We start from the raw sequence: 23,613 nt of genomic DNA on the forward strand, positions 1-23,613 counted from the left end.
TGCGAGGCGCAAACCGCAGCCATAGCCGAAGCTATGGCGAGGATTTGCAACGACGCAGACCGCCCGCAGCCGGGATGCGCGACGCGCGAGGGACTTGTTCAGCGTTGCCCTTGAGAGTGGCGACCTCACTGACCCCCTCAGCAAGGGCCACTCCAAGACGGGCACCGTCGGCGTCCGTCACCTAAAAACAGTGAATCCCAAAAACGGAATCAGCGTACATCCTTCCAGTAAGCCGCATTCAATCGCCAGGTGATCACGGTGTACACCGCCAGGAACAGCAAAACCCAAACGCCTAGGCGCACGCGCTGGTTTTGCGCCGGCTCACCCATCCACTGGAGGTAGTTCACCAGATCGGCCACTTCCCGGTCATATTGCGCCGGGGTCAACGTTCCGGGCGTCAGTTGTTCCCAGCCCTTGAAGACCTCCGCTTCATGGCCATGCTGCTCGACCTTTTGGAACACGGGTTTGCGCATGCCCTGCAATTCCCACAAGACATGCGGCATGCCCACGTTCGGGAAAGCCAGGTTGTTCCAACCCGTCGGACGGCTTTCGTCGACATAGAAGGTGCGCATGTAGGTATACAGATAGTCGGCGCCCGTCCCTTGATGGCCAGCACGCGACCGTGCAATCACCGTCAGATCCGGCGGCACGGCTCCGAACCATTCCTTGGCCATCTTCGGGTCGATGTTCGCCTTCATCGTGTCCCCCACTTTTTCGGTGGTGAACATCAGGTTGTCCTTGATCTGCTGCTCGGTCAGGCCAATGTCGCGCAAGCGGTTGTAGCGCATGAACGCCGCCGAGTGGCAATTGAGGCAGTAATTGACGAACAACTTGGCGCCGTTTTGCAGCGAACCGAGATCGGTCGTGTTGATGGGCGCTTTATCCCAAGGAATGCCCCCCTCGGAAGCCTGTGCAACGCCGATCGAAGAACAGGCCAGGAAGACGGGCAACAGCCAATGCTTCAAAAATTGCTTCATGTTCGTTGACTCCTCGGCTCAATGCGGATGAAAGACCACGCGGCTGGGCACGGGCTTCGGCGTTCCCAACCGACTCCACCAGGGCATCAACAAGAAGAAGCCAAAATAGAACAAGGTGCCAATCTGAGAAATTCGCCCCCCAATGACGGACGGCGGCAAGGTGCCGAGGTAAGACAGCACGAGGAAATTCACCACGAACACAGCGTAGAGATACTTGTGCCAGGTCGGGCGATAGCGAATGGACTTCACCGGGCTGTTGTCCAGCCAAGGCAGGAAGAACAGAATCACCACACCGCCACCCATGGCGACGACACCCCAGAATTTGGCGTCGATCGCCAGCAACAAGGCCACCAAAACGGCCGCACCGGCAACCATGACGGCCTTGAACAGCGACGACATCTTGCCTTTGAGCACTGCGAAACCGGCTGCCCCGACGACGCACGCGATCAAGACGTAGACCATCTCGGTCGTGACGGCGCGGAGCATCGAATAGAACGGCGTGAAATACCAAACCGGTGCGATGTGCGGCGGCGTCTGGAACGGGTCGGCCGGGATGAAGTTGTTGTACTCGAGGAAGTAGCCCCCCATCTCCGGAGCGAAAACGATCACGGCGGAAAATACCATCAAGAACACGCTGACGCCAAAGATGTCATGCACCGTGTAGTACGGATGGAAAGGAATGCCATCGAGCGGGTGGCCCTTCTCGTCTTTGGGCGCATCAGGGCCTTTGATTTCGATGCCGTCGGGGTTGTTGGAGCCCACATCATGCAGCGCCAACAGGTGCGCCACGACCAGACCCAACAGCACCAGCGGAACCGCGATGACGTGGAAGCTGAAGAAGCGGTTCAGGGTGGCATCCCCGACCACATAGTCACCACGGATGAGCAGCGCGAGATCGGGGCCGATGAAGGGGATCGCCGAGAACAGGTTCACGATCACCTGGGCGCCCCAGTAGGACATCTGCCCCCAAGGCAGGAGGTAGCCCATGAAAGCCTCGGCCATGAGCGCGAGGAAGATCATGCACCCGAAGAGCCAAACCAGCTCGCGCGGCTTTCGATAGCTCCCGTACATGAGCCCGCGGAACATGTGGAGATAGACCACGATGAAGAAAGCCGATGCCCCGGTGGAGTGCATGTAGCGGATCAGCCATCCCCAGGGCACATCACGCATGATGTACTCGACCGAGCCAAAGGCCAAAGCCGCGTCGGGCTTGTAATGCATCACGAGGAAAATGCCCGTGACGATCTGGATCACCAGCACCAGCAGCGACAGCGAGCCGAAGATGTACCAGACGTTGAAGTTTTTCGGAGCGTAGTACTCCGACATGTGGAACCGGTAGGCCTCGAAAAGTGTGGGGAAGCGGTTTTCGAGCCAATTCCCGAGCTTGGCCCCTGCGGAGGCGTTCGGCGAAATTTCCTTGAATTCAGCAGCCATATCCTCGCTCCTCAAGCTTTCTTGTCTTCACCGATCAGCAGCTTGCTGTCGGAGATGTACATGTGGGGCGGAATCTCGAGGTTGTCGGGCGCTGGCTTGTTCTTGAACACCCGCCCAGCGAGGTCGAAGGTCGAACCGTGGCACGGGCAGAGAAAGCCGCCCTTCCAGTCATCGGGCAGAGATGGCTGAGGCCCCGTTTGAAACTTATCGACCGGCGAGCAGCCCAGATGGGTGCAGATCCCGACCGCCACGAACACTTCGGGCTTGATCGCCCGCACAGGGTTCTGGCAGTAAGCGGGCTGCATGGGGCGCTTCGATTGAGGGTCGGCGAGCTGACTGTCGAGCTTGGGCAATTCGGCGAGCATCTCCGGCGTGCGCCGCAAAATCCAGACCGGTTTCCCCCGCCACTCGACGGTCATGCGCTCGCCGGGCTTGAGGTTGGAAATGTCGGCTTCGACGGCGGCACCGGCTGCCTTGGCCCGTTCGGAGGGCTGGAAACTGCTCACGAACGGTACGGCAACCGCAACGCCACCGACGGCACTGGCGCAGCCCGTAGCGATGAGCCACGTCCGCTTGCTGCTGTCAACGGGGGTGTCACTCATAGGAATCCTCTGTGGGATGTGGTCGATACATGGTCCGTCTCGGATTGTATCTGAGCCCCTTTTCGGCCCTGCACCCACGCTTCCTAAGCCTTTGACTCAGGTCAGCAATTGCGTATGCTGAGCCCTCCAGCAACAACCGAGGAGGTTTTCATGTCGATGGTTTCAGAGTTCAAAGAGTTCGCACTCAAAGGCAACGTGATGGATCTTGCGGTCGGGGTCATCATCGGAGGCGCGTTCGGCAAGATCGTCGATTCGCTGGTGGGTGACGTCATCATGCCGCTCGTCAGCGCCGTCGTTGGGAAGATCGATTTTTCCAATCTTTTCATCGTGTTGGGCCAAGTGCCAGCGGGAACACCCATGACGCTCGATGCGCTCAAAAAGGCGGGCGTCCCGGTGCTGGCTTATGGCAATTTCATCACCGTCGCCGTCAATTTCCTGATCCTTGCGTTCGTGATCTTCCTCATGATCAAACAGGTCAACCGGCTCAAACGCGCAGCGCCCCCGGCCCCACCCGCGGCACCCGCGCCCACGCCCGAAGACGTGTTGCTGCTGCGGGAAATTCGCGACGCACTGAAGAAATAGTTCACGCTTTTTTATGGCGCGAGGGACAGGTTCAGCGTTGCCCAAGAACTCGCGCCTGGCGAACCGCCGCGATGAGGCTGCGCGGGTCTGCCTGACCCGATCCGGCGAGATCAAACGCGGTGCCGTGGTCGGGGCTGGTGCGCACGAGCGGCAGACCCAAGGTCACGTTGACCCCCTGGTCGAGCCCGAGGTACTTCACCGGAATCAGACCCTGGTCGTGGTACATCGCGATCACGGCATCGAAGGCGCCCTGGCGTGCGCGCATGAAGACGGTGTCGGGCGCGTACGGGCCATGCACATCGAGTCCGCGCGCCCGAGCCGCCGCGACTGCCGGGGCGATGATGTCCAACTCCTCGCGGCCGAACTGCCCGCCCTCGCCGGCATGTGGATTGAGCCCCGCGACCGCGAGGCGCGGGCTGCGACCGAGCATCGCCCGCAAGGCGGTATCGGCAATCTGCAGCGTCTGCTCGATGTTCGGGCCTGTCACCCGTGCAATGGCCTCGCGCAGGCTGACGTGGATGCTCAGCAACACCACCCTCAGTTCGTCGTTGGCGAGCATCATGCGCACAGGCATTTCGGCCAGGGGGCATCCGGCCCAGGCTGCGGCCTCGGCCTGAAGCATCTCGGTGTGCCCCGGGTACGGCACCCCGGCCGCTGCCAAGGCTTCCTTGTGCACGGGCGCCGTGACGATGCCCGCGACTTCGCCGCGCAAAGCGGCCCGGGCCGCCCACACGATCCAGCTCGCCGCGAGGCGCTCAGCTTCCGCCTGAACCTGACCGTAGGCCAATTCGGGCGCTCGCGGGCCCACTTGCAACACCGGGATGCAGCGTGGCGGCACCGATGCCGCTTCCGCTGCCGAATCGAGCACCAGAACGGGTGGCGCGATTCCCGCCGGCCCCGCGATGACCCGGGCGGCCCGGCGCATCACGCCCACGTCGCCAACGACGAAGCTGTTGGCGAGATCTTCAGGTGCCTGCAGATAGGCCTTGACGATGATTTCCGGGCCTATGCCCGCGGGATCTCCGGCCGTGATCGCCAGTGGCCGCTGCGCTGCGTTCGGAGTAGGCATCGAGGGTGCTCCTCAAGCGGGGTTGTCGATGTCGATGAACCGGTGCTCCAGGCCATGCAGCGCGGCGACGGCTGCAGCCACCGCCGGCGCCCCGTAGCGCTCGGTCGCATGATGACCGCAAGCCAGGTAGGCGACGCCCGTTTCGCGCGCCAGATGGGCCTGCGGCTCGGAGATTTCCCCGGTGACGAAAACCTGGGCGCCGGCCGCGATGGCCGCTTCGAAGTACGCCTGGGCCCCACCGGTGCACCAGGCCACGCGCTCGATCGGCTCATCGTGCGGCAACACGGCCGTCACGCGGCGAGCCAGCGTTCGCTCGAGGTGTTGCGCCAGGTCTTGCGCGCGCCAAGACCGCGCTGCGGTGGACCATCGACCGATGCAGCCCAGATCCTGCTCGCCGAACCGGCCCGTGATCGTCCAACCGAGCCGCCGGGCGAGCTGCGCGTTGTTGCCGAGATCGGGATGCGCATCGAGCGGCAGATGGTAGGCGTAGAGATTGATTTCATGCCGCAACAAGAGCGCCAAGCGTTGTCGCAGCCAACCGGTCACACGCCCGTCCTGTCCGCGCCAGAACAAGCCATGATGCACGAAGATGGCATCGGCATCGGCTTCGATGGCGGCTTCGATCAGCGCGCGGCTTGCGGTGACGCCCGACACGATGCGTCGCACGATGGGCCGCCCTTCGACCTGCAGTCCGTTCGGGCCGTAGTCGCGAAAGCGCGCTGGCTCGAGCAGGCGGTCGAACTCGAGCGCGAGGCGGTCGCGGTCGATGGAACCGGCCGCGGTGGAACCGGGGGTATGGGCTGTGGAATCCGTCATGCGCACATTGTCGGCCAAGCGCGTCGGCCGAAGCGCGGGCGCCGAGAACTGCACGCCTACAATGGGCCCGCACCCATGTGGGTGTCGCATGCTTTGATGGATCTTCCCTGGAAATGAAACGACTGTGGCTGGTGTTTTCGCAAACGGTGACGGTGGCGCTGGCGCTGGCGTTTGTCGTCTCGACGCTCAAGCCGCAATGGATGCAGTGGCCGCTGCGCGCATCAGGAGGGTCGATTTCGGTGGTCGAAGCGCCCCCTACACCCGCGACCGAAGCGCCGCCCGGCAGCCTGCGCGGCGCCGCCCGAGCCGCGTCGCCGGCGGTCGTGAGCATCAGCACCAGCAAGGCGCCGAAGCCCAGCCCCCACCGTGGCGACCCCTGGTTCCGATTTTTCTTTGGCGAGCGTGAATCCCAGCCGCAAGTGGGCCTAGGCAGCGGCGTCATCGTGAGCGACGCGGGCTATCTGCTGACGAACAACCATGTGATCGAAGGGGCGGACGAGATCGAAGTCGCGCTCGCCGATGGCCGGCGCGCGCCCGCCCGCGTGATCGGGACCGATCCGGATACCGATCTGGCCGTGCTGAAAATCACGCTCGATCGTCTGCCAGCCATCACGCTGGGGCAGTCCGAGTCGCTGGCCGTCGGCGACATCGTGCTGGCCATCGGCAATCCTTTTGGCGTCGGGCAAACGGTGACTGCCGGTATCGTGAGCGCGCTGGGGCGCAGCCAGCTCGGGCTCAATACGTTTGAGAACTTCATTCAGACCGACGCGGCGATCAACCCCGGCAACTCGGGCGGTGCGCTGGTCGATGTGCATGGCCGCCTGATGGGAATCAACACCGCGATCTACTCGCGCAGCGGCGGAAACCTCGGCATCGGGTTTGCCATTCCCGTCTCCACCGCGCGTGAGGTCATGGAAGCCATCGTGCGCGAGGGCCATGTGACGCGCGGCTGGATCGGCGTGGAGCCGAGCGAGCTGAGTGCCGAGCTCGCGCAAGGCCTGGGCCTCGAGCCGGGCAGCGGCGTGCTGGTCACCGGGGTGCTGCAAGACGGCCCTGCCGCGCGCGCAGGCATACAGCCCGGCGATGTGATTCTGCGGGTGGAGGGCAAGCCGGTCCGGCAAGTGGCGGAGCTGCTGAGCGCGGTGTCGGCCCTGCGGCCGGGCCAGCCGGCGCGCCTGAGCCTGTGGCGGCGCGGGCAAACGCTGGAGATGTCCCTCACCCCCGGAACCCGGCCACCGCGGCCCGCGGAGTGAGTCAAGCCTCCTCGGAGGGCGGCTGCGTGTGCTTGATGAACACCTTCGCGGCCCAGATGCCCAACTCATAGAGCAGGATCATCGGAATGGCCAGCGCCAGCTGTGACACGACGTCCGGCGGCGTCACGATGGCCGCAATGATGAACGCCAGAACCACGAAGTACGAGCGAAACGCTTTGAGCTTTTCGATTTCGACGATGCCCAGGCGCGCGAGAACCACGACCGCTACGGGAACCTCGAAGGCAACGCCAAAAGCGAGGAACATGGTGAGCACGAAGCTCAGGTAGGCCTCGATGTCGGGCGCTGCCGTAATCGACTTGGGCGCGAAGCTTTGGATGAACTTGAAGACCTGTCCGAAGACGAAAAAGTAGCAAAACGCCACGCCGATCAGAAACAGTATGGTGCTCGAGATCACGAGCGGCAGCACCAGCTTTTTTTCGTGCGTGTAGAGGCCCGGCGCAACGAAGGCCCAGATCTGATAGAGCACGAACGGCAACGCCAGCAGAAAGCCCGTCATTAGCAGGATCTTCAGCGGCACCATGAACGGCGAAATCACCGAAGTGGCGATCAGCGTCGTGCCTTTGGGCAGGTGCGCCACGAGCGGCGCCGCCAGCATGTCATAGAGCGGGCCGGGGCCAGGATAAATCGCGAGGATGCCGACTGCGACGGCAATGGCCAGCATGGCTTTGATCAGCCGGTCGCGCAGTTCCATCAGGTGCGCAACGAAAGGCTGCTCCGTGCCGGCGAGTTCGTCTTCGGGCTCTTGTTTGGGATCAGACATCGGGACGTGGAGGCCTCAGGGAAGGCATGGGCATGGCCGAACGCGGCAGCGGCCCAAGAACGAGGCTCAGTTGAATGGACGCGGGCGGTAACGGGCGACCCGCGCAGCCCCCGATTGGACATGCGTGCGCACGCCCGCGCGAGCTTTGTACCACTGCGGCACGGCACCCCGCTTGAGTCGCCAGTTTTTCTTCGGGCGGGAGCTCGAGGTGTTGCTCGAGCCGCTGGACCAGGAGCTGCCCTCGGTGGAGGGCACGACGGTGTCCGACGTGAGGCCAGCCGTCGCCTCGCTCCACTGCTGCTCGAACTCGGTCGCGGTGCTGTGCACCGTCTGTTCGATGTCACGGGCCGAGGTTTCGACGGTCTCCTTGAGCTTCTTGAGCTCTTCGAGTTCCATCGAGCGGTTGACCTCGGCCTTGACGTCTGCGACGTAGCGCTGGGCCTTGCCGATGAGCGTGCCCACGGTGCGGGCCACCCGCGGCAGCTTTTCGGGCCCGATGACGATGAGGGCCACGGCGCCGATGAGCGCGAGCTTGGAGATGCCGAGATCGATCACGGGACGCGCGAGGGTCGGGGCGTGTCAGGACTTGCTTTTGGCGTCGACGTCGATGGTGGTCTTCTCGGACGCGGCCGCGTTCGTGACCTGGCCTGCGGGGGCAGCGGGCTTGTCTTCCGAAGACCCACCCTCACGCATGCCGTCCTTGAAGCCCTTGACCGCGCTACCGAGGTCGGAGCCGATGTTCTTGAGCTTCTTCGTGCCAAACACCATCACGACGATCAACAGCACGATCAGCCAGTGCCAGATGGAAAACGAACCCATGGAAACCTCCTAACGAAGAAGCGGGATTCTAGTCCGAGCGCGCGCCGACACACGACGCCGCACGGTGCAATCACCCTTTGAGCCAGGGTCTCGGCCCACCCATGACATGGAGATGCAGGTGGTGCACCTCTTGCCCGCCCTCGGCGCCGGTGTTGACCACGATGCGAAAGCCGCCTTCGGGATAGGGGCGGCAGCCCTGTTCGAGCGCGAGCCGGGGCGCGAGCACCATCATGCGGCCCATGAGCGCCTGGTCGGCCTCGGTGAGCTGGGCCATGGAGGCGATGTGCCGCTTGGGCACCATCAGAAAATGCACCGGCGCCCAGGGCGCAATGTCGTGGAAGGCGAGGAGTTCGTCGTCCTCGTAGACCTTGCGGGAGGGGATCTGGCCGGCAATGATTTTGCAGAAGATGCAGTTCGGGTCGTGGTCGTTCATGGCGGTCTGTGGATCGACGGTCATTCGACGGGCAATTCCTTGTTCATGCGCACCATGCCAAGCACGATGCGGTAGAGGAACCAAATCGAGATCAAGCCCCAGGCGATCATGCCGGGAAACACGAACAGAAAAAACAGCGGGAAGGTCAGCACATAGAGCGCGCCGACCCAGAACACCGTGCGGATGCGCCAGCGAAAGTGCGAGGCAAGCCAAGTACCCTCGGCGTCGCTCTGCTTGACCAGGTCGAGGATGAGCGCAATCAGCAGCAGGCCCACTCCGACGTGCCCGCCCGGCAGCACCGCGGCCACGGCCACGATGAGGTGCAAGATGTAGCTGATCCAGCTGACGGTGCGCAGCGAATCGAGTTCGAGGTCGTCGGTTCGGGGGTCGGTCATTCGCCTGCTCCTTCGCGATTGAGTGCCTTGCGCAAGGCTTTTTCCTCGATGCCGCTCGTGCCTTCGCGGCGTTGCAGTTCGGCGACCACGTCGGCGGGACGCAGGCCGAAATGCGCCAGCGCGATCATGCAGTGAAACCACAGATCGGCCACTTCGTAGACGATTTGCCCCGCGTCGCCGCCATGCTCGGCGTCTTTGGCGGCCATGACGACCTCGGTGGCCTCTTCCCCGACCTTTTTCAAAAACGCATCCGGTCCCTTGGCCAGCAGCCGCGCGACATAGCTCGCCTGCGGGTCGCCGCCGCGCGCGGGCAGGCGGCTTTCGATCACATCGGCCAGGCGCTCGAGCACGTCGGCGGTGGTGGGCGTGGGGCTCATCGGTAAATCGACTCCGGGTCTTTGAGCACGGGTTCGACCACCTTCCAGGCGCCGTCCTCGTAGCGGTTGAAAAAGCAGCTGTGGCGGCCGGTGTGGCAGGCGATGCCGGGCTCGTGGCCGGTTTGCGTCACCTTGAGCAGGATCACGTCGTGATCGCAGTCGAGGCGGATTTCATGCACGGTTTGCACATGGCCCGATTCCTCGCCCTTGAACCAGAGCTTGTCGCGCGAGCGGCTGAAGTACACCGCGCGGCCGAGTTCGGCGGTCTTCTGCAGCGCCTCACGGTTCATCCAGGCGAACATGAGCACGTCACCCGTCGCCGCCTCCTGCGCGATGACGGGCACCAAGCCTTGCGCATCCCATTTCACTTCGTCGAGCCAGTTCATGGGTGGATTGTCGGGCATCTGGATTCGCTCCCATTTTGCGAGCACGAAACGACCGTTTGACGCTGGGATACCGCCAAAAAACCCAAAAAAAACCGATCCCCTCGGCCTCAGAGGCTGATAGGGAATTGGGCGTGCCCGAAGAGGCGCCACAAAGCGCGCCCGAGTAGGCGCAAAGCACAGCCGTAGCTCGGGCTACGGCGCGCATTTGCAACGCCCTCGGGCGTGTTTTGGGACGTCAAAGCGGGCATGACCGATTCCCTCTCAGCCTCTCAGATCCGCACCGTAATGCCGCGCTCGGCCATGCGCGCTTTGGCTTGGGCTACGGTGTATTCACCGTAGTGGAAGATGCTGGCGGCCAGCACCGCGTCGGCGTGGCCCTGCTGGATGCCGTCGGCCAGGTCGTCGAGTGTGCCCACGCCGCCCGAGGCGATGACGGGCACGTCGACCGCGTCACTGACCGCGCGGGTGAGTTCGAGGTCGAAGCCGGCCTTGGTGCCGTCGCGGTCCATGCTGGTGAGCAGGATTTCGCCGGCGCCGAATTCGGCCATTTGCCGCGCCCAGGCCACCGCGTCGAGGCCGGTGTTTTTGCGACCGCCGTGGCTGTAGACGTCCCAGCCCTCGCCACGGTCGAGCAGGTCGGCCCCAAAGCGGCGCTTGGCGTCGATGGCGACGACGATGCACTGCGAGCCATAGCGCGCGGAAGCGTCGCGGATGACCTGTGGGTTCGCAATGGCGGCCGAGTTGAAGCTGGTCTTGTCCGCCCCCGCGTTGAGCAGCCGCCGCACGTCTTCGACGGTGCGCACCCCGCCGCCGACGGTCAGCGGAATGAACACCTGCGACGCCACGGCTTCGATGATGGGCAGGATGAGGTCGCGGTCGTCGCTCGTGGCGGTGATGTCGAGGAAGGTGAGTTCGTCGGCACCCTGGTCGTTGTAGCGCGCGGCGATCTCCACCGGGTCGCCAGCGTCGCGCAGCTCGACGAAGTTCACGCCTTTGACGACGCGCCCGCCGGTCACGTCGAGGCAGGGGATGATGCGTTTGGCGAGCATGAGAGGCTCCGGTGAATTGCGGCTTCTGACGCTGCCGATTCAGGCGCGGCCGCTCAAGGCGTCGGCGCGGGCCTGCGCGGCGGCGAAGTCGAGCGCGCCGGTGTAGATGGCGCGGCCGCAGATGACGCCCTCGATGCCCTCTTTTTCGACCGCACAGAGCGCTTCGACGTCGGCCATGCTCGAGAGGCCGCCCGAGGCGATCACGGGTATCGTGAGCCCCTGCGCGAGCCGCACCGTCGCGTCGATGTTGATGCCGGTGAGCATGCCGTCGCGGCCGATGTCGGTGTAAATGATGGACTCGACGCCCCAGTCCTCGAACTTCTTGGCGAGGTCCAGAACCTCGTGGCCGGTGAGCTTGCTCCAGCCGTCGGTGGCGACCTTGCCGTCCTTGGCGTCGAGGCCGACGATGATGTGGCCGCCGAACGCGATGCAGGCTTCCTTCAGAAAGCCCGGGTTTTTCACCGCGGCGGTGCCGATGATGACCCAGCGCAGGCCGGCGTCGATGTACTGCTCGATGGTGTCGAGATCGCGGATGCCGCCGCCGAGTTGCACCGGGATGTCTTCGCCCACCTCGGCCAGGATGGCCTTGACCGCCGCGTGGTTCTTGGGCTTGCCGGCAAAGGCGCCGTTGAGGTCGACCAGATGAAGGCGGCGCGCGCCTTCGTCGACCCATTTGCGCGCCATGGCGGCCGGGTCTTCGCCGAAGGTGGTGGCCTGGTCCATGTCGCCTTGTTTGAGGCGCACGCAGTGGCCGTCTTTGAGATCGATCGCGGGAATGAGTTGCATGATGGGTTCAAACAGACCACGCAGCGCCGGGCGGCCTGCGTCGGAGCGGAAACGGCGTCAAGGATTCCAGTGCAGGAAGTTGCGGTAGAGGGCGAGCCCCTGGGCGGCGCTTTTCTCGGGGTGGAACTGGGTCGCAAAAATATTATCCCGGGCCACCGCAGCGGTAAAGCGGCCGCCGTAGTCGGCCTCGCCCGCCGTGTGGCGCGCATCCGACGGCCGCGCGTAAAAACTGTGGACGAAATAAAACCAGCTGCCATCGGGCACACCGCTCCAGAGCGCGTGGCGTGGCTGCGTCGCAAAGACCTGGTTCCAGCCCATTTGCGGCACTTTGTAGCGGCTGCCGTCGGCCTGGGTACGGCCGGCGAGGTCGAAGCGCACCACCTCGCCGCCAATCACGCCCAGCCCCGGCGTGCCCACGCCGGCCGGCCCCTCGGCGCTGTGGTCGAGCAGCATTTGCATGCCCACGCAGACGCCGAACAGCGGCTTGCTCGCCGCGGCCTCCAGCACGGGCTCGAGCAGCCCCGACGCGCGCAGCTCGCGCATGCAGTCGGGCATGGCGCCCTGCCCCGGCAGCACCACGCGGCTGGCCGCGCGCACCTGCGCGGGCTCGGCGGTGATGATGACGTTGACGCCGCTGTCGGCCGCCGCATGCAGCACGGCCTGCGCCACCGAGCGCAGATTGCCCATGCCGTAATCGACGACCGCAACCGTGTTGACTATTTTTTTCATAGCATAAGAGGACCGAATCACGCCGGCGTCAGGCCAATTTTGTTCAAAAATTGGCTACAAAGACCCTTTGGTGGACGGCACGGCCTGCGGCGCGCGCGGGTCAAGCTCGACCGCGGCCCGCAAGGCCCGACCGAAGGCCTTGAAGACGGTCTCGGCCTGATGGTGCGCATTGGCACCGCGCAGGTTGTCGATGTGCAGGGTGACGAAGGCGTGGTTCACGAAGCCCTGGAAAAACTCATGCATCAGCTGGGTGTCGAAGCTGCCGATCATGCCGCTGGTGAACGGTACATGGGCCACGAGGCCGGGCCGGCCGGAAAAGTCGATCACCACACGCGAGAGCGCCTCGTCCAGCGGCACATAGGCATGGCCATAGCGCCGGATGCCCCGCTTGTCGCCCACGGCCTGCGCGACCGCCTGCCCGAGCGTGATGCCCACATCCTCGACGGTGTGGTGGCCGTCGATGTGCAGATCACCCTTGGCCTCGATGTCGAGGTCGATGAGTCCATGCCGCGCGATCTGGTCGAGCATGTGGTCGAAGAAACCGATGCCCGTGGCGAGCCGCGCGCGGCCGCTGCCATCGAGATCGATGCGGACGGTGATGTCGGTTTCCGCGGTGCGGCGGGTGACTTCGGCGGTGCGGTTCATGGCGGGGGTTCCCGGTGGATCTGAAATCAGTCGTGGTGAGGGGGCTCAGGCCTGCAGGTCGGTCAGCGCGGCTTGCAGCGCCTGCAGCATCTGCGCATTTTCCTCCGGCGTGCCCACCGTCAGCCGCAGGCAGTTCGCCAGCAGCGGGTGCAGCGCCGAGACATTCTTCACCAGCACGCCGCGCGCCTTCATGCCCGCGAATACCGCATGGGCGTCGGGCACGCGGATGAGGATCATGTTGGCTTCGCTCGGCCAGACCTGCACGCCGGGCAGGCCCGCGAGCCGCTCGAGCAGCATCGCGCGCTGCGCGCGCAGTTCGGCCGCCTGCACCGCAAACACGTCGGCATGGTCGAGCGCAAACAACGCGCACTCGGCATTGAGCACGCTGACGTTGTACGGCGGGCGCACCTTGTCGATCTGCTGCACCAGCGCCGTGGGGCCGATCAGGTAGCCCAGCCGCACGCCGGCAAGCCCAAACTTCGACAGCGTGCGCATGAGCAGCAGGTTCGGGTGGTGGTGCGGCTGCACGCGCAGGCGGTCGATCCAACTACGGCTGGAAAACGGCTGATAAGCCTCGTCGATCACCACCAGCCCGCCCAGCCGTGCCTGCAACGCGATGAGCCGCTCCATCACGGCCTCGTCCCACAGGTTCGCGGTGGGGTTGTTGGGGTAAGCCAGATAAACGATGGCGGGCCGGTGCGCCTCGATCGCTTCGGCCATCGCCGCCTCGTCGAGCGCGAAGTCCGGCGTCAGTGGCACGCCGTGGTAGGCCAGCCCCTGGAGCTTGGCGCTCATCGCGTACATCACGAAGCCGGGCTCGGGCGCGAGGATGCTCGCCCCGGGCCGGTCGCAAGCCATCGCCAAGAGCGAAATCAGCTCGTCCGAGCCGTTGCCCAACATCAGCGCATAGCCGTGCCGCGGCATACCCGCATACACCGCCAGCGCCTCGCGCAGCACCTCGATCCGAGGGCCCGGGTATCGGTTGATCTCGACCGCACCGAGCCGCGCGCCGAGTTCCGCCTGCAAGGCGGGACTGAGCCGGTAGGGGTTCTCCATCGCGTCGAGCTTGATGAGGCCGCGCGCATCCTGCACCGCGTAGGCGTGCATCCCCTGCACGTCGGCGCGCAGCACACGTTGCGCGTAGTCCTCGGGCTGCAGCGGCACGCCGCTCGCCGCCGGGTGGTCTGGGGCAGTCCAAGGCGTCTGCATCACCGCGGCTTCCGCATCGGGGGCACCTCGCGCAGGCGCAGTTCGGCCGCGCGCGCATGGGCCTGCAGTCCTTCGCCGTAGGCGAGTTCGGCCGCAAGGGTGCCGAGCGCCTGCGCGCCGGCTTCGCTCACCTCGATCAAGCTGCTGCGCTTTTGAAAGTCGTACACCCCCAATGGCGAGCTGAACCGCGCCGTGCCGCTGGTGGGCAACACATGGTTCGGGCCGGCGCAATAGTCGCCCAGGCTTTCGCTGGTGTAGGCCCCGAGGAAGATCGCGCCGGCGTGCCGCAGCAGCGGCTCCCAGCGATGCGGCTCGCGGCTCGAGACTTCGAGATGCTCGGGCGCGATGCGGTTGCTGATGGCGCAGGCCTCTTCCATGCTGCGCGTCTGAATCAGCGCCCCCCGGTCGTTGAGGCTCTTGGCGATGATGGCCGCGCGCGGCATCAAAGGCAGCAGCCGGTCGATCGCGGCCTGCACCGCGTCGATGTAGGCCGCATCGGGGCACAGCAGGATGCTCTGCGCCAGTTCGTCGTGCTCGGCCTGGCTGAACAAATCCATCGCTACCCATTCCGGCGGCGTGCTGCCATCGGCCAGCACCAGGATCTCGCTCGGCCCCGCAATCATGTCGATGCCGACCACGCCGAACACGCGCTTCTTCGCACTCGCCACATAGGCGTTTCCGGGGCCCGTGATTTTGTCCACCTTCGGTACCGTGGCAGTGCCGTAGGCCAGCGCCGCCACCGCCTGCGCACCGCCGATCGTGAAGCCCCGCGTCACCCCCGCCACATAGGCCGCGGCCAGCACCAGCGGATTTTTCTCGCCGCGCGGCGTCGGCACCACCATGATGATTTCGCCCACACCGGCGACGTGCGCGGGGATGGCGTTCATCAGCACACTGCTCGGGTAGGCGGCCTTGCCGCCGGGCACGTAGATGCCCACGCGGTCCAGCGGCGTGACCTTCTGGCCCAGCAGCGTGCCGTCCTCGTCGCGGTACGACCAGCTCTCGCCCGCCGCCCGGCGCTGCGCCTCGTGGTAGCGGCGCACCCGATCGGCCGCAGCCCGCAAAGCGCTGCGCTGCACCTCGGGCAAGGACTCGAACGCGGCGCGCAGCTCGTCTGGACTCAGTTCGAGCGCCGCCATCTCGGCCGCATCGAGGGCGTCGAAGCGGCGCGTGTAATCGAGCACCGCTGCATCGCCGCGCAAGCGCACGTCGGCCAGGATGTCCGCCACGCGCTGCTCGATGGCCGCATCAGTCTCGGCCGACCAATGCAGGCGCGCGGCGAAGGCCGCCTCGAAACCGGCATCGCTCGTGGACAGACGCAGCGGCCGCGCGGTCGGCATCGGGTTCGTTGCGGTACTCATGCCTGGCACTCCCGTTCGGATATGGCCGCGGCCATCGCGTCGATGAGCAAGCGGATGCGTTCCCGCTTGAGCTTGAGCGCCGCGGGGTTGACGACGAGCCGCGAGGAAATGTCCATGATGCGCTCGACCTCGACCAAGTGATTGGCTTTGAGCGTGTTGCCGGTGGAGACCAGATCGACGATCGCGTCGGCCAGTCCGGTCAGGGGGGCGAGTTCCATGCTGCCGTAGAGCTTGATGAGGTCGACATGCACGCCCTTTTCGGCGAAGAAGTCGCGCGCAATCGCGGTGTATTTGGTGGCCACGCGCAAGCGCGAGCCCTGGCGTACCGCGGCGCGGTAATCGAAGCCTTCGGGCACGGCCACGCTGACCCGGCAGCGCGCGATGCCCAGATCCAAAGGCCGGTAGAGCCCGCCACCGGTCAACCCCAGGCCCCACTGGGCGGTGTGCTCGATCAAAGTGTCCAGCCCCGCCACGCCGAGGTCGGCGCCGCCATATTCCACATAGGTCGGCACGTCGGTGGCCCGCACGAGGACGACGCGCACATCGGGCTGATTCGTCGCCAGGATGAGCTTGCGGGAGGTATTGGGATCTTCGGCAACCTCGATGCCCGCGCGCGCGAGCAGCGGCAGCGTCTCGTCGAAGATTCGACCTTTGGAGAGAGCGAGTGTGATCATGAAATGCGCTCGATGTCGGCCCCAAGGGCACGCAGTTTGACTTCCATGCGGTCGTAGCCGCGATCCAGATGGTAGATGCGCTCGACGAGCGTCTCGCCATCGGCGACGAGGCCGGCAATCACCAGGCTCGCCGAGGCCCGCAGGTCGGTGGCCATCACGGTCGCACCCGAAAGCCGCGGAACGCCTTCGATCAAAGCGACCTTGCCGTCGATCTGGATGCGCGCCCCCAGCCTCACGAGTTCATTGACGTGCATGAAGCGGTTCTCGAAGATGGTCTCGGTCACCTTGGCCGCGCCTTCGGCAATGCAGTTGAGCGCCATGAACTGCGCCTGCATGTCGGTCGGAAAGCCCGGGTATTCCGTGGTGCGAAAGCTCTGCGCCCGCATGCGGCCCTGCGAGCGCAGGTGGATCCACCCTGGCCCGCACGCCACCTCGGCGCCAGCGTCGCGCAGCTTTTCGATGACCGCGTCGAGATGCTCCCCGCGCGCGTCGCGCAGTCGAATGTCGCCACCCGTCGCCGCTGCCGCGCACAAGAAGGTACCGGCCTCGATGCGATCGGGAACGACCGTGTGCACGCAACCGTGCAGCCGGTCGACGCCCTGGATGCGGATACGGCTCGTTCCATGGCCCTCGATCCGCGCACCCATGGCGATTAACATCTCCGCCAGGTCGACGACCTCAGGCTCCTGGGCGGCGTTTTCGAGCAGGGTTTCACCCTCGGCCAAAGTGGCCGCCATCATCAGGTTTTCGGTGCCCGTCACCGTGACCATATCGGTCACAATGCGCGCGCCGTGCAGCCGCGAGCGGCCGCGCGGCAGCCGGGCCAGCATGTAGCCGTGCTCGACATCGATCTGCGCGCCCATGGCCTGCAAACCCTTGATGTGCTGATCCACCGGCCTCGACCCGATCGCGCAGCCACCGGGCAGCGAGACGGTCGCCTCCCCAAAGCGCGCCAACAGCGGCCCCAAAGCCAGCACCGAGGCCCGCATGGTTTTCACGAGTTCGTAGGGCGCCTCGGGCGTGGTCAGCGCTGCCGCGTCGATCTGCACCGTCGTTCCGCCGACACGCTCGGCCTGCACCCCCATGTTGGCAATCAGCCGCAGCATGGTTGCGACGTCCTGCAATTGCGGCACGTTGTGCAGCCGCACCGGCTCGTCGGTCAACAGGGCCGCGCAGAGTTCGGGCAGGGCCGCGTTCTTCGCGCCCGCGATCGACACCTCGCCTTCGAGCCGACGCCCTCCACGTATGAGCAATCGCTGCATCCTCAGCCACCCTGCCTTGCTGCCCACTCGGCGGGCGTCCAGGTTTTGAGCGACAGCGCATGGACTTCGTCCTTGGCGATCCGGTCGCCCAGCGCCGCATACACCCGCTGATGGCGCGCGATGCTGCGCAGCCCTTCGAAGGCCGACGAGACGACGATGGCGCTCCAGTGTCGTCCGTCCCCTTCGACATGGACAAAATCGCAGGACAGGCCCGCGCGGATGAGGCGTTCGATTTCGGATGCGGTCATTTCAGTAACGAATTTTGTACCCCACGCGCAGCAGCCGCAGCGACCAGCCGGCGACCAGGATCAGCGCGAGCACGACGACGGCAAGGCTGCGCCAGGGCGAGACATCGCTGATGCCAAAAAACCCATAGCGGAAGCCATCGATCATGTAGAAAAACGGATTGAGGTGGCTCACCGATTGCCAAAACGGCGGCAGCGTGTGCACCGAGTAGAACACGCCCGACAAAAAGGTCATGGGCATGATGACGAAGTTCTGAAATGCGGCCATCTGGTCGAATTTCTCGGCCCACAGCCCCGCAATCAAGCCCAAGCTCCCGAGCAAAGCCGAGCCCAGCACGGCAAACACCACGATCCAGCCCGGCGCCACGAAACTTGGCATCGCGAACACCGAGGTCGCCGCAAACACGCCCAAGCCCACCACCAGACCCCGCAGCACCGAGGAGCCGACATAAGCGACGAACCATTCCCAATGCGACAGGGGCGTGAGCAACAGAAACACGAGGTTCCCCATGATCTTGCTCTGGATCAGGCTCGACGAACTGTTCGCGAAGGCATTTTGCAGAATGCTCATCATCACCAGTCCGGGCACGAGAAACGCACCATAGGCCAGGCTGCCGTAGACACGCACATGGTCTTCGAGCACATGCGCAAAGATCAGCATGTAGAGCAGGGCCGTGAGCACGGGCGCGGCGATGGTCTGGAAGCCAACCTTCCAGAAACGCAACACCTCCTTGTAGAGCAGGGCTCGCCAACCGGTCATCTTCATGAAACCTCTGCGGCCAAGCGGTGCTGGCCCATGATTTGCAAAAACACTTCTTCCAGATCGGCCTTACGGATCTCCACATCCTGCGCATGCAGGCCCGCCTCGCGCACGGCCGCCAGATACCGCTCGATTTCGAGCGCATCCTGCGCGGGAAACTGCACCACGCGGCCCGTGACTCGCGCCCGTCGGGCCAGCTCGGGCGGCAGGCTGCCATCGATCGTGAACCGCAGCACATGGCTCGAGGCCGACCGCAACAGATCGGACGTGCGCTCGAGCGCCACGACACGACCGTCCTTGAGCATGGCGATACGGCCGCACAAGGCCTCGGCCTCGTCCAGATAGTGGGTCGTCAAGAGCACGGTATGCCCCTCGCGGTTGAGCCGCGAGACGAACTGCCACAGCGTCTGCCGCAGTTCGACGTCGACCCCCGCGGTGGGCTCGTCGAGCACGATCACCGGCGGCTTGTGCACCAATGCCTGAGCGACCAGCACCCGCCGCTTCATGCCGCCCGAGAGCTGGCGCATATTGGCGTTCGCCTTGTCGGCCAGACCGAGGCCGACGAGCAACTCCTCGATCCAGGCCTCGTTGTCGCGCACGCCAAAGTACCCGGACTGAAAGCGCAGCGTCTCGATGACGTTGAAGAACGGGTCGAACACCAGTTCCTGCGGCACCACGCCGAGCAGCTTGCGCGCCTGGGCGTAATCGCGCTGCACGTCGTACCCGAGCACGCGCACGCTGCCCGAACTCGCCCGCGCCAAGCCCGCGAGAATGCTGATCAGCGTCGTCTTGCCCGCCCCATTGGGGCCGAGCAGGCCGAAGAATTCGCCCGCCTTGATGTCGAAGCTCACGCCGTCGAGCGCGCGCAATGCCGCGCCCGACCCGCGTGCAGCGGGAAACACTTTGGTGACCGAATCGAACGAGACCGCGGCGGGCATGGGATCAAAAACTCAAAATTCTAGGGCGCTCGGCGCCGCACGCCTGCGCGCATACCGAAGCGACGTCGGCGCAGAGGGTTCACCCGCCGACGGACGCGTGCTCCGGCAGCAGCTCCGCGACGCCGTAGACCTGCGCGAGCAGGCGGGCCTTGGCGGGCAGATGCGCGACCGCAAAGCCCTTGTTCAGCGCCCGCGCCTGCCGCCGCAACTCCAGCAGCACGGCGAGCGCAGACGAGTCGAACTGACCGAGATCGCGCGCGTCGACCACCACGGTTGCCTCGGGCGTCGCGCGCACGGACGACACGAGCGAACGCAAGACGCTGCGCGCGTTCTGATGGGTCAGGGCTTGGGGCAGCCGCAAGCCCAGGTCAACCTTTACGCGATCCACCGGCATTGGCTTTGTTGCGTTCCGCCAAAGAAGCGATCAGGCCGTCGATCCCTTTGGCATTGATCTCCTGGGAAAACTGCCCCCGGTAGGTGTCGACCAGCCAGACCCCCATGACGTTGAGGTCGTAAATCTTCCAGCCTGGGCCTTCGCCGGGCGCCTTCTCGAGGCGATAGTCGAGCTGCACCGGGTCGCCCTTGCCGCCCCGGATTTCGCTGCGAACCACCACCTCTTTGTCCTGCGCAGAGGCACGCATGGGCTTGAGCACGATTTGTTGATCACTGACCTGCGTCAGCGCACCCGCGTAGGTCCGCACCAGCAGCGTCTTGAACTCTTGCTGCAGCCGCTGGCGCTGCTCAGGCGTGGCCTTGCGCCAGGCGGGCCCGACGGCCGAGGCCGTCATGCGCTGAAAGTCCACATACGGCATGATTTTGCTGTCGACCAAAGCGATGATCTTCGCAATATCCCCGCTCTGCAGTGACTTGTCCGCGCGGATCGTGTCGAGCACCTCGTTCGACACGCGCAAGATGAATTGATCCGGCGCCTCTTCGGCTGCGTGCGCCGCCAGCGCCCCCGCGGCTCCCGCGACGCCCAGAGCGATGCCGCCGCAGCGGCGAACGAAATCACGGCGATTCATGAACATGGCAGCTCCTTCAGGTTGCACAGGCGGCCGGGGCGGTCCCAAGCGGTCATCCCGGTTTAGGGTTGGGTGGCCTCGGCCGGCTCCTCGGTCGGCGCATCCGGTGGTGGTGGCGCGCCATCGAACACATCGTTTTGGCGTTTTTGCAGATAAATGTCACGCGTAAAGCTGTAGCGGTCGAGTGCGGCCTCGTCCAGCATGCGCGTGGCTTGCAGCAACTGCGCCCGGGTTTGCACCACATCGAGCGCAATCAAGCTGTTGCGGGTCGGCACATGGTCGGCCTGGCGAACCGGATCTGCTTTCACGTCGACCGTCAAGCGCGCCGCGGCGTCGCGCACCGTCGAGGGGCCCATGAGCGGCAGCACCAAATAAGGCCCGCTCGGCACGCCCCAGCGGCCCAGGGTTTGACCGAAATCCTCGTGCCGCGACTCGATGCGCATCTCGCTGGCGATGTCGATCAGCCCGAAGACGCCCCACAGCGTATTGATGTTGAAGCGGAAGAAACTGTCCATCGCCTCCGCCGGCTTGCCTTGCAGCAACTGGTTCACGAACGACCAGCCGTCGGCGAGGTTGTTGAAGAAGTTGCGCACCCCGGTACGCACGGGCCGGGGCGTGATGTCCGTGTAGGCCGTGGCCACCGGTTGCAGCACCGTGCGGTCGACCGCGTCGTTGAAGGCAAAAACGCTGCGGTTGAGTGGCTCCAGCGGGTCGCGCGGGTCGGCGCCGGGCCCATGCGCACAGCCCGCCAGCACCAGCGCGGCCGCAAGGATGAGCAAACGCGCCGGGTGACGGAGGACCGGCATGCTCATTTCTTCGCCCCACTCGTGCCGCCGTCGCCGGCTTCGGCTGCCTTGTTGAACAGCACTTGACCGATGAGGTTTTCGAGCACGAGCGCCGACTGGGTCGAGCTGACCGTGTCGCCGTCGGCCAAAACCTGATCGGAAGCCCCGGGCTCGATCCCCACATACTGCTCGCCCAAAAGGCCGCTGGTGAGGATTTTCAGCGAGCTGTCTTTGGGAAACGCGTAGCGCTTTTGCATCGACAAGGTCACACGCGCTTGGTAGGTCTGGTCGTCGAAGCCGATGTCCTCGACCCGGCCGACGACGACACCGGCGCTCTTGACCGCTGCTTTGGGCTTGAGGCCGCCGATGTTGTCGAACTTGGCTTGGACGCGGTAGTTCGCCTCGAAATTGAGATTGAGCAGATTGGCAGCCTTGAGCGCCAGGAACAGCACGGCAGCCAGACCCAGCATCACGAACAGGCCCACCCAGACATCGTTTTTCGAACGCTCCATGCGATTTCCTCAAAGACTGAACATCAGCAGGGTGAGAATGACGTCCAACCCCAGCACCGACAGAGAAGCCACGACCACCGTGCGGGTGGTCGCCTGTGACACGCCTTCGGGCGTCGGCAGGGCCTCGTAGCCCTGCAGCAGCGCGATGAAGGTCACCGCGATGCCAAAGACGAAACTCTTGATGACGCCGTTGCCCACATCGCTCCAGACATCGACGCCGCCCTGCATCTGACTCCAAAAAGCACCGGCATCGATTCCGATCATGGGCACGGCCACGAGCCAGCCCCCGATCACACCGACGGCACTGAAAACCGCCGCGAGCAGCGGCATGGCGATGATGCCCGCCCAAAACCTGGGCGCCAGAATGCGCCGCTCGGGGTCGACCGCCATCATTTCCATGGCCGAGAGCTGCTCGCCCGAACGCATGAGGCCGATTTCGGCCGTCAGCGACGCCCCGGCCCGACCGGCATACAAGAGTGCCGTCAGCACTGGCCCGAGCTCGCGCACCAGCGACAAGGTGACCAGCAGCCCCACCGCCTCGGCCGAGCCATAGCGCTGCAGGGTGTTGTAGCCCTGCAGCCCAAGCACGAAGCCGACGAACAAGCCGGAGACCGAGATGATCGCCAGCGACTGGTTGCCGAGGAAAAAAATCTGGTCGCGCACCAGTCCAAAGCGCCGCATCGCCGCCCCGAACATCAGGGTCAAGCGCAACAGCAGCCGCGTGCCGTCGCCCCAGCCCGCGAGCACGCGGCGGGTCGCATAGCCGACATCGGCGGGGCGATACCAACTCATCGGTCGAGCTCCTCGAGGCGCATCGCCGAACGATCAAAGTCTTCGGCAATGCTGACGGCGGGGTAGTGGAAGCGGACCGGCCCGTCGGGAAGCCCCTTGACGAACTGGACCACCAGAGGATCGGAAGACTCGCGCACTTCGTCGGGCGCGCCTTGCGCGATCACCTGCCCGTTGGCAAGGATGATGACGTGGTCCGAAATGCGGAAGGTTTCGGGAATTTCATGCGACACCAGCAGACTCGTCATGCCCAGCGTGTCGTTGAGCTGGCGGATCAGCCGCGCCGCGGTGCCCAGCGCGATCGGATCGAGGCCGGAAAACGGCTCGTCGTACATGACGAGGTCGGGGTCGAGCGCAATCGCGCGCGCCAGCGCCACGCGCCGGTTCATACCGCCCGAGATTTCCGAGGGCATCAGATGGCGCGCCCCGCGCAGCCCGACCGCGTCGAGCTTCATCAAGACGATGTCGCGAATCAATGCCTCGGGCAGATCGGTGTGCTCGCGCAGCGGGAAGGCCACGTTGTCGAACACGTTGAGATCGGTGAAGAGCGCACCGAACTGGAACAGCATGCCGATGCGCCGACGCGCGGCGTAGAGGCGCTGCGCATCCATGCGGGTGACGTCCTCACCGTCGAACAGCAGCTCGCCCTTTTGCGCCCGATACTGCCCCCCGATGAGCCGCAGCGTGGTCGTCTTTCCACCCCCAGTCACGCCGAGCAAGGACGTCACTTTGCCCCGCGGAATCGTCAAGGAAATGTCGTTGAGCACGGTGCGTTCCCCGTAGCCGAAGCTCAGGTGGCGCAACTCGACGAGCGGGGGGGAAGCAGGGGTGGACATAAACAACAAAAAGGCCGGGCGGTCGCCGGCCTTTCGATGATAAGGCAATCCGGGAAACCCCGGGGGTGCGCCAGCCATCCCCGGGAT

At 65.0% G+C, this 23,613-nt stretch carries 31 protein-coding genes; 2 read left to right on the forward strand and 29 right to left on the reverse strand.

The window, feature by feature from the left end; all coding sequences use genetic code 11:
* Positions 1-209: 209 nt before the first annotated feature.
* The 3 genes from EDC62_RS06900 to petA are packed head-to-tail and all read right to left on the reverse strand — an operon-like array spanning position 210 to position 3,013.
* Positions 210-977, reverse strand: a complete 768-nt coding sequence (locus EDC62_RS06900; protein WP_124222049.1) for a cytochrome c1 — start codon at positions 975-977, stop codon at positions 210-212.
* An 18-nt stretch (positions 978-995) separates the two neighbouring features.
* The gene (locus EDC62_RS06905; protein ID WP_124222051.1) at positions 996-2,411 is read right to left on the reverse strand and encodes a cytochrome b; all 1,416 of its coding nucleotides are present in this window, start codon (positions 2,409-2,411) and stop codon (positions 996-998) included.
* Positions 2,412-2,422: 11 nt separating this feature from the next.
* The gene (gene petA, locus EDC62_RS06910) at positions 2,423-3,013 is read right to left on the reverse strand and encodes a ubiquinol-cytochrome c reductase iron-sulfur subunit (protein ID WP_124222053.1); all 591 of its coding nucleotides are present in this window, start codon (positions 3,011-3,013) and stop codon (positions 2,423-2,425) included.
* Between the two features lie 150 nt (positions 3,014-3,163).
* Here petA and mscL point away from each other — a divergent pair, with 150 nt between their 5' ends.
* Positions 3,164-3,595, forward strand: coding sequence for a large conductance mechanosensitive channel protein MscL (gene mscL / locus EDC62_RS06915; protein WP_124222055.1), 432 nt, complete (start codon positions 3,164-3,166; stop codon positions 3,593-3,595).
* Positions 3,596-3,626: 31 nt separating this feature from the next.
* Here the strand turns inward: mscL and pdxA are convergent, their stop codons facing one another.
* Both pdxA and EDC62_RS06925 read right to left on the reverse strand, forming a co-directional pair.
* On the reverse strand, positions 3,627-4,664 hold the full coding sequence (pdxA, locus tag EDC62_RS06920) for a 4-hydroxythreonine-4-phosphate dehydrogenase PdxA (protein ID WP_124222057.1): 1,038 nt from the start codon (positions 4,662-4,664) through the stop codon (positions 3,627-3,629).
* 12 nt (positions 4,665-4,676) lie between these two features.
* Positions 4,677-5,480 carry a Nif3-like dinuclear metal center hexameric protein gene (locus tag EDC62_RS06925; protein ID WP_124222059.1) on the reverse strand — a complete coding sequence of 268 codons (804 nt, stop codon included), beginning with the start codon at positions 5,478-5,480 and terminating at the stop codon, positions 4,677-4,679.
* Between the two features lie 113 nt (positions 5,481-5,593).
* Between EDC62_RS06925 and EDC62_RS06930 the strand changes: the two genes are divergently transcribed.
* A complete protein-coding gene (locus EDC62_RS06930; RefSeq protein ID WP_124222062.1) occupies positions 5,594-6,733 on the forward strand; it encodes a trypsin-like peptidase domain-containing protein in 1,140 nt (379 codons plus the stop codon).
* Between the two features lies 1 nt (position 6,734).
* On the opposite strand, the gene tatC is transcribed toward EDC62_RS06930, so the two are convergent.
* From tatC to EDC62_RS07050, 24 genes are all read right to left on the reverse strand, one after another.
* Complete coding sequence (tatC, locus tag EDC62_RS06935) at positions 6,735-7,514, reverse strand: twin-arginine translocase subunit TatC (RefSeq protein ID WP_124222065.1); 780 nt, start codon at positions 7,512-7,514, stop codon at positions 6,735-6,737.
* Between the two features lie 66 nt (positions 7,515-7,580).
* The gene (gene tatB, locus EDC62_RS06940) at positions 7,581-8,069 is read right to left on the reverse strand and encodes a Sec-independent protein translocase protein TatB (protein WP_124222067.1); all 489 of its coding nucleotides are present in this window, start codon (positions 8,067-8,069) and stop codon (positions 7,581-7,583) included.
* Between the two features lie 24 nt (positions 8,070-8,093).
* The gene (gene tatA, locus EDC62_RS06945; protein WP_124222069.1) at positions 8,094-8,333 is read right to left on the reverse strand and encodes a Sec-independent protein translocase subunit TatA; all 240 of its coding nucleotides are present in this window, start codon (positions 8,331-8,333) and stop codon (positions 8,094-8,096) included.
* 70 nt (positions 8,334-8,403) lie between these two features.
* Positions 8,404-8,766, reverse strand: a complete 363-nt coding sequence (locus EDC62_RS06950) for a histidine triad nucleotide-binding protein (protein WP_124222637.1) — start codon at positions 8,764-8,766, stop codon at positions 8,404-8,406.
* Between the two features lie 20 nt (positions 8,767-8,786).
* The gene (locus EDC62_RS06955) at positions 8,787-9,161 is read right to left on the reverse strand and encodes a DUF4870 family protein (RefSeq protein WP_124222071.1); all 375 of its coding nucleotides are present in this window, start codon (positions 9,159-9,161) and stop codon (positions 8,787-8,789) included.
* Positions 9,158-9,538 (reverse strand): phosphoribosyl-ATP diphosphatase, encoded by a 381-nt coding sequence (locus EDC62_RS06960; protein ID WP_124222074.1) that lies wholly within the window; start codon positions 9,536-9,538, stop codon positions 9,158-9,160. The genes EDC62_RS06955 and EDC62_RS06960 overlap by 4 nt, the downstream gene beginning before the upstream one ends.
* Positions 9,535-9,924, reverse strand: a complete 390-nt coding sequence (gene hisI / locus EDC62_RS06965) for a phosphoribosyl-AMP cyclohydrolase (RefSeq protein WP_124222076.1) — start codon at positions 9,922-9,924, stop codon at positions 9,535-9,537. The genes EDC62_RS06960 and hisI overlap by 4 nt, the downstream gene beginning before the upstream one ends.
* Positions 9,925-10,193: 269 nt before the next feature.
* Positions 10,194-10,973: an imidazole glycerol phosphate synthase subunit HisF gene (gene hisF / locus EDC62_RS06970; RefSeq protein WP_124222078.1), complete on the reverse strand. Its 780-nt coding sequence runs from the start codon at positions 10,971-10,973 to the stop codon at positions 10,194-10,196.
* Between the two features lie 39 nt (positions 10,974-11,012).
* Positions 11,013-11,759 carry a 1-(5-phosphoribosyl)-5-[(5-phosphoribosylamino)methylideneamino]imidazole-4-carboxamide isomerase gene (gene hisA / locus EDC62_RS06975; protein ID WP_124222080.1) on the reverse strand — a complete coding sequence of 249 codons (747 nt, stop codon included), beginning with the start codon at positions 11,757-11,759 and terminating at the stop codon, positions 11,013-11,015.
* Between the two features lie 57 nt (positions 11,760-11,816).
* Positions 11,817-12,488 (reverse strand): imidazole glycerol phosphate synthase subunit HisH, encoded by a 672-nt coding sequence (gene hisH / locus EDC62_RS06980; protein WP_124222082.1) that lies wholly within the window; start codon positions 12,486-12,488, stop codon positions 11,817-11,819.
* 54 nt (positions 12,489-12,542) lie between these two features.
* A complete protein-coding gene (hisB, locus tag EDC62_RS06985) occupies positions 12,543-13,133 on the reverse strand; it encodes an imidazoleglycerol-phosphate dehydratase HisB (RefSeq protein ID WP_124222084.1) in 591 nt (196 codons plus the stop codon).
* Between the two features lie 45 nt (positions 13,134-13,178).
* The gene (hisC, locus tag EDC62_RS06990; protein WP_124222086.1) at positions 13,179-14,342 is read right to left on the reverse strand and encodes a histidinol-phosphate transaminase; all 1,164 of its coding nucleotides are present in this window, start codon (positions 14,340-14,342) and stop codon (positions 13,179-13,181) included.
* On the reverse strand, positions 14,342-15,703 hold the full coding sequence (hisD, locus tag EDC62_RS06995) for a histidinol dehydrogenase (RefSeq protein ID WP_245968795.1): 1,362 nt from the start codon (positions 15,701-15,703) through the stop codon (positions 14,342-14,344). The genes hisC and hisD overlap by 1 nt, the downstream gene beginning before the upstream one ends.
* The gene (gene hisG / locus EDC62_RS07000; protein WP_124222088.1) at positions 15,700-16,377 is read right to left on the reverse strand and encodes an ATP phosphoribosyltransferase; all 678 of its coding nucleotides are present in this window, start codon (positions 16,375-16,377) and stop codon (positions 15,700-15,702) included. The genes hisD and hisG overlap by 4 nt, the downstream gene beginning before the upstream one ends.
* Positions 16,374-17,639, reverse strand: a complete 1,266-nt coding sequence (gene murA / locus EDC62_RS07005) for a UDP-N-acetylglucosamine 1-carboxyvinyltransferase (protein WP_124222090.1) — start codon at positions 17,637-17,639, stop codon at positions 16,374-16,376. Before murA ends, hisG begins: the two co-directional genes overlap by 4 nt.
* A gap of 2 nt (positions 17,640-17,641) precedes the next feature.
* A complete protein-coding gene (locus EDC62_RS07010; RefSeq protein WP_124222092.1) occupies positions 17,642-17,887 on the reverse strand; it encodes a BolA family protein in 246 nt (81 codons plus the stop codon).
* A 1-nt stretch (position 17,888) separates the two neighbouring features.
* Entirely contained in the window at positions 17,889-18,644 is a 756-nt protein-coding gene (locus tag EDC62_RS07015; protein ID WP_124222642.1) for an ABC transporter permease, read from the reverse strand.
* Positions 18,645-18,646: 2 nt separating this feature from the next.
* Entirely contained in the window at positions 18,647-19,582 is a 936-nt protein-coding gene (locus EDC62_RS07020; protein ID WP_124222095.1) for an ABC transporter ATP-binding protein, read from the reverse strand.
* 79 nt (positions 19,583-19,661) lie between these two features.
* Complete coding sequence (locus EDC62_RS07025; RefSeq protein ID WP_245968796.1) at positions 19,662-19,970, reverse strand: STAS domain-containing protein; 309 nt, start codon at positions 19,968-19,970, stop codon at positions 19,662-19,664.
* A complete protein-coding gene (locus EDC62_RS07030; protein WP_124222644.1) occupies positions 19,951-20,604 on the reverse strand; it encodes an MlaC/ttg2D family ABC transporter substrate-binding protein in 654 nt (217 codons plus the stop codon). Before EDC62_RS07030 ends, EDC62_RS07025 begins: the two co-directional genes overlap by 20 nt.
* 62 nt (positions 20,605-20,666) lie before the next feature.
* Positions 20,667-21,416 carry an MlaA family lipoprotein gene (locus EDC62_RS07035; protein ID WP_124222099.1) on the reverse strand — a complete coding sequence of 250 codons (750 nt, stop codon included), beginning with the start codon at positions 21,414-21,416 and terminating at the stop codon, positions 20,667-20,669.
* Complete coding sequence (gene mlaD / locus EDC62_RS07040; RefSeq protein WP_124222102.1) at positions 21,413-21,901, reverse strand: outer membrane lipid asymmetry maintenance protein MlaD; 489 nt, start codon at positions 21,899-21,901, stop codon at positions 21,413-21,415. Before mlaD ends, EDC62_RS07035 begins: the two co-directional genes overlap by 4 nt.
* Before the next feature lie 9 nt (positions 21,902-21,910).
* Entirely contained in the window at positions 21,911-22,693 is a 783-nt protein-coding gene (mlaE, locus tag EDC62_RS07045; protein WP_124222104.1) for a lipid asymmetry maintenance ABC transporter permease subunit MlaE, read from the reverse strand.
* Entirely contained in the window at positions 22,690-23,526 is an 837-nt protein-coding gene (locus EDC62_RS07050; protein WP_124222106.1) for an ABC transporter ATP-binding protein, read from the reverse strand. Before EDC62_RS07050 ends, mlaE begins: the two co-directional genes overlap by 4 nt.
* Positions 23,527-23,613 lie beyond the last annotated feature (87 nt).

Origin of the sequence: Tibeticola sediminis, from assembly GCF_003843835.1 — a bacterium.
Lineage (GTDB): Bacteria > Pseudomonadota > Gammaproteobacteria > Burkholderiales > Burkholderiaceae_C > Tibeticola > Tibeticola sediminis.

Bases quoted from the DNA above. Each gene is read 5' to 3' on its own strand.
- hisC (WP_124222086.1), bottom strand. From the start codon at position 14,342: ATGCAGACGCCTTGGACTGCCCCAGACCACCCGGCGGCGAGCGGCGTG.
- EDC62_RS06905 (WP_124222051.1), bottom strand. From the start codon at position 2,411: ATGGCTGCTGAATTCAAGGAAATTTCGCCGAACGCCTCCGCAGGGGCC.
- EDC62_RS07030 (WP_124222644.1), bottom strand. From the start codon at position 20,604: ATGAATCGCCGTGATTTCGTTCGCCGCTGCGGCGGCATCGCTCTGGGC.
- hisH (WP_124222082.1), bottom strand. From the start codon at position 12,488: ATGAAAAAAATAGTCAACACGGTTGCGGTCGTCGATTACGGCATGGGC.
- EDC62_RS06930 (WP_124222062.1), top strand. From the start codon at position 5,594: ATGAAACGACTGTGGCTGGTGTTTTCGCAAACGGTGACGGTGGCGCTG.
- petA (WP_124222053.1), bottom strand. From the start codon at position 3,013: ATGAGTGACACCCCCGTTGACAGCAGCAAGCGGACGTGGCTCATCGCT.
- EDC62_RS07015 (WP_124222642.1), bottom strand. From the start codon at position 18,644: ATGACCGGTTGGCGAGCCCTGCTCTACAAGGAGGTGTTGCGTTTCTGG.
- tatA (WP_124222069.1), bottom strand. From the start codon at position 8,333: ATGGGTTCGTTTTCCATCTGGCACTGGCTGATCGTGCTGTTGATCGTC.
- hisD (WP_245968795.1), bottom strand. From the start codon at position 15,703: ATGAGTACCGCAACGAACCCGATGCCGACCGCGCGGCCGCTGCGTCTG.
- mlaD (WP_124222102.1), bottom strand. From the start codon at position 21,901: ATGGAGCGTTCGAAAAACGATGTCTGGGTGGGCCTGTTCGTGATGCTG.
- EDC62_RS06925 (WP_124222059.1), bottom strand. From the start codon at position 5,480: ATGACGGATTCCACAGCCCATACCCCCGGTTCCACCGCGGCCGGTTCC.
- EDC62_RS07050 (WP_124222106.1), bottom strand. From the start codon at position 23,526: ATGTCCACCCCTGCTTCCCCCCCGCTCGTCGAGTTGCGCCACCTGAGC.
- EDC62_RS07010 (WP_124222092.1), bottom strand. From the start codon at position 17,887: ATGACCGCATCCGAAATCGAACGCCTCATCCGCGCGGGCCTGTCCTGC.
- EDC62_RS06960 (WP_124222074.1), bottom strand. From the start codon at position 9,538: ATGAGCCCCACGCCCACCACCGCCGACGTGCTCGAGCGCCTGGCCGAT.
- hisG (WP_124222088.1), bottom strand. From the start codon at position 16,377: ATGATCACACTCGCTCTCTCCAAAGGTCGAATCTTCGACGAGACGCTG.
- EDC62_RS07020 (WP_124222095.1), bottom strand. From the start codon at position 19,582: ATGCCCGCCGCGGTCTCGTTCGATTCGGTCACCAAAGTGTTTCCCGCT.
- EDC62_RS06900 (WP_124222049.1), bottom strand. From the start codon at position 977: ATGAAGCAATTTTTGAAGCATTGGCTGTTGCCCGTCTTCCTGGCCTGT.
- mlaE (WP_124222104.1), bottom strand. From the start codon at position 22,693: ATGAGTTGGTATCGCCCCGCCGATGTCGGCTATGCGACCCGCCGCGTG.
- EDC62_RS06950 (WP_124222637.1), bottom strand. From the start codon at position 8,766: ATGAACGACCACGACCCGAACTGCATCTTCTGCAAAATCATTGCCGGC.
- hisB (WP_124222084.1), bottom strand. From the start codon at position 13,133: ATGAACCGCACCGCCGAAGTCACCCGCCGCACCGCGGAAACCGACATC.
- EDC62_RS06955 (WP_124222071.1), bottom strand. From the start codon at position 9,161: ATGACCGACCCCCGAACCGACGACCTCGAACTCGATTCGCTGCGCACC.
- murA (WP_124222090.1), bottom strand. From the start codon at position 17,639: ATGCAGCGATTGCTCATACGTGGAGGGCGTCGGCTCGAAGGCGAGGTG.
- mscL (WP_124222055.1), top strand. From the start codon at position 3,164: ATGTCGATGGTTTCAGAGTTCAAAGAGTTCGCACTCAAAGGCAACGTG.
- pdxA (WP_124222057.1), bottom strand. From the start codon at position 4,664: ATGCCTACTCCGAACGCAGCGCAGCGGCCACTGGCGATCACGGCCGGA.
- hisI (WP_124222076.1), bottom strand. From the start codon at position 9,924: ATGAACTGGCTCGACGAAGTGAAATGGGATGCGCAAGGCTTGGTGCCC.
- hisA (WP_124222080.1), bottom strand. From the start codon at position 11,759: ATGCAACTCATTCCCGCGATCGATCTCAAAGACGGCCACTGCGTGCGC.
- EDC62_RS07035 (WP_124222099.1), bottom strand. From the start codon at position 21,416: ATGAGCATGCCGGTCCTCCGTCACCCGGCGCGTTTGCTCATCCTTGCG.
- tatC (WP_124222065.1), bottom strand. From the start codon at position 7,514: ATGTCTGATCCCAAACAAGAGCCCGAAGACGAACTCGCCGGCACGGAG.
- hisF (WP_124222078.1), bottom strand. From the start codon at position 10,973: ATGCTCGCCAAACGCATCATCCCCTGCCTCGACGTGACCGGCGGGCGC.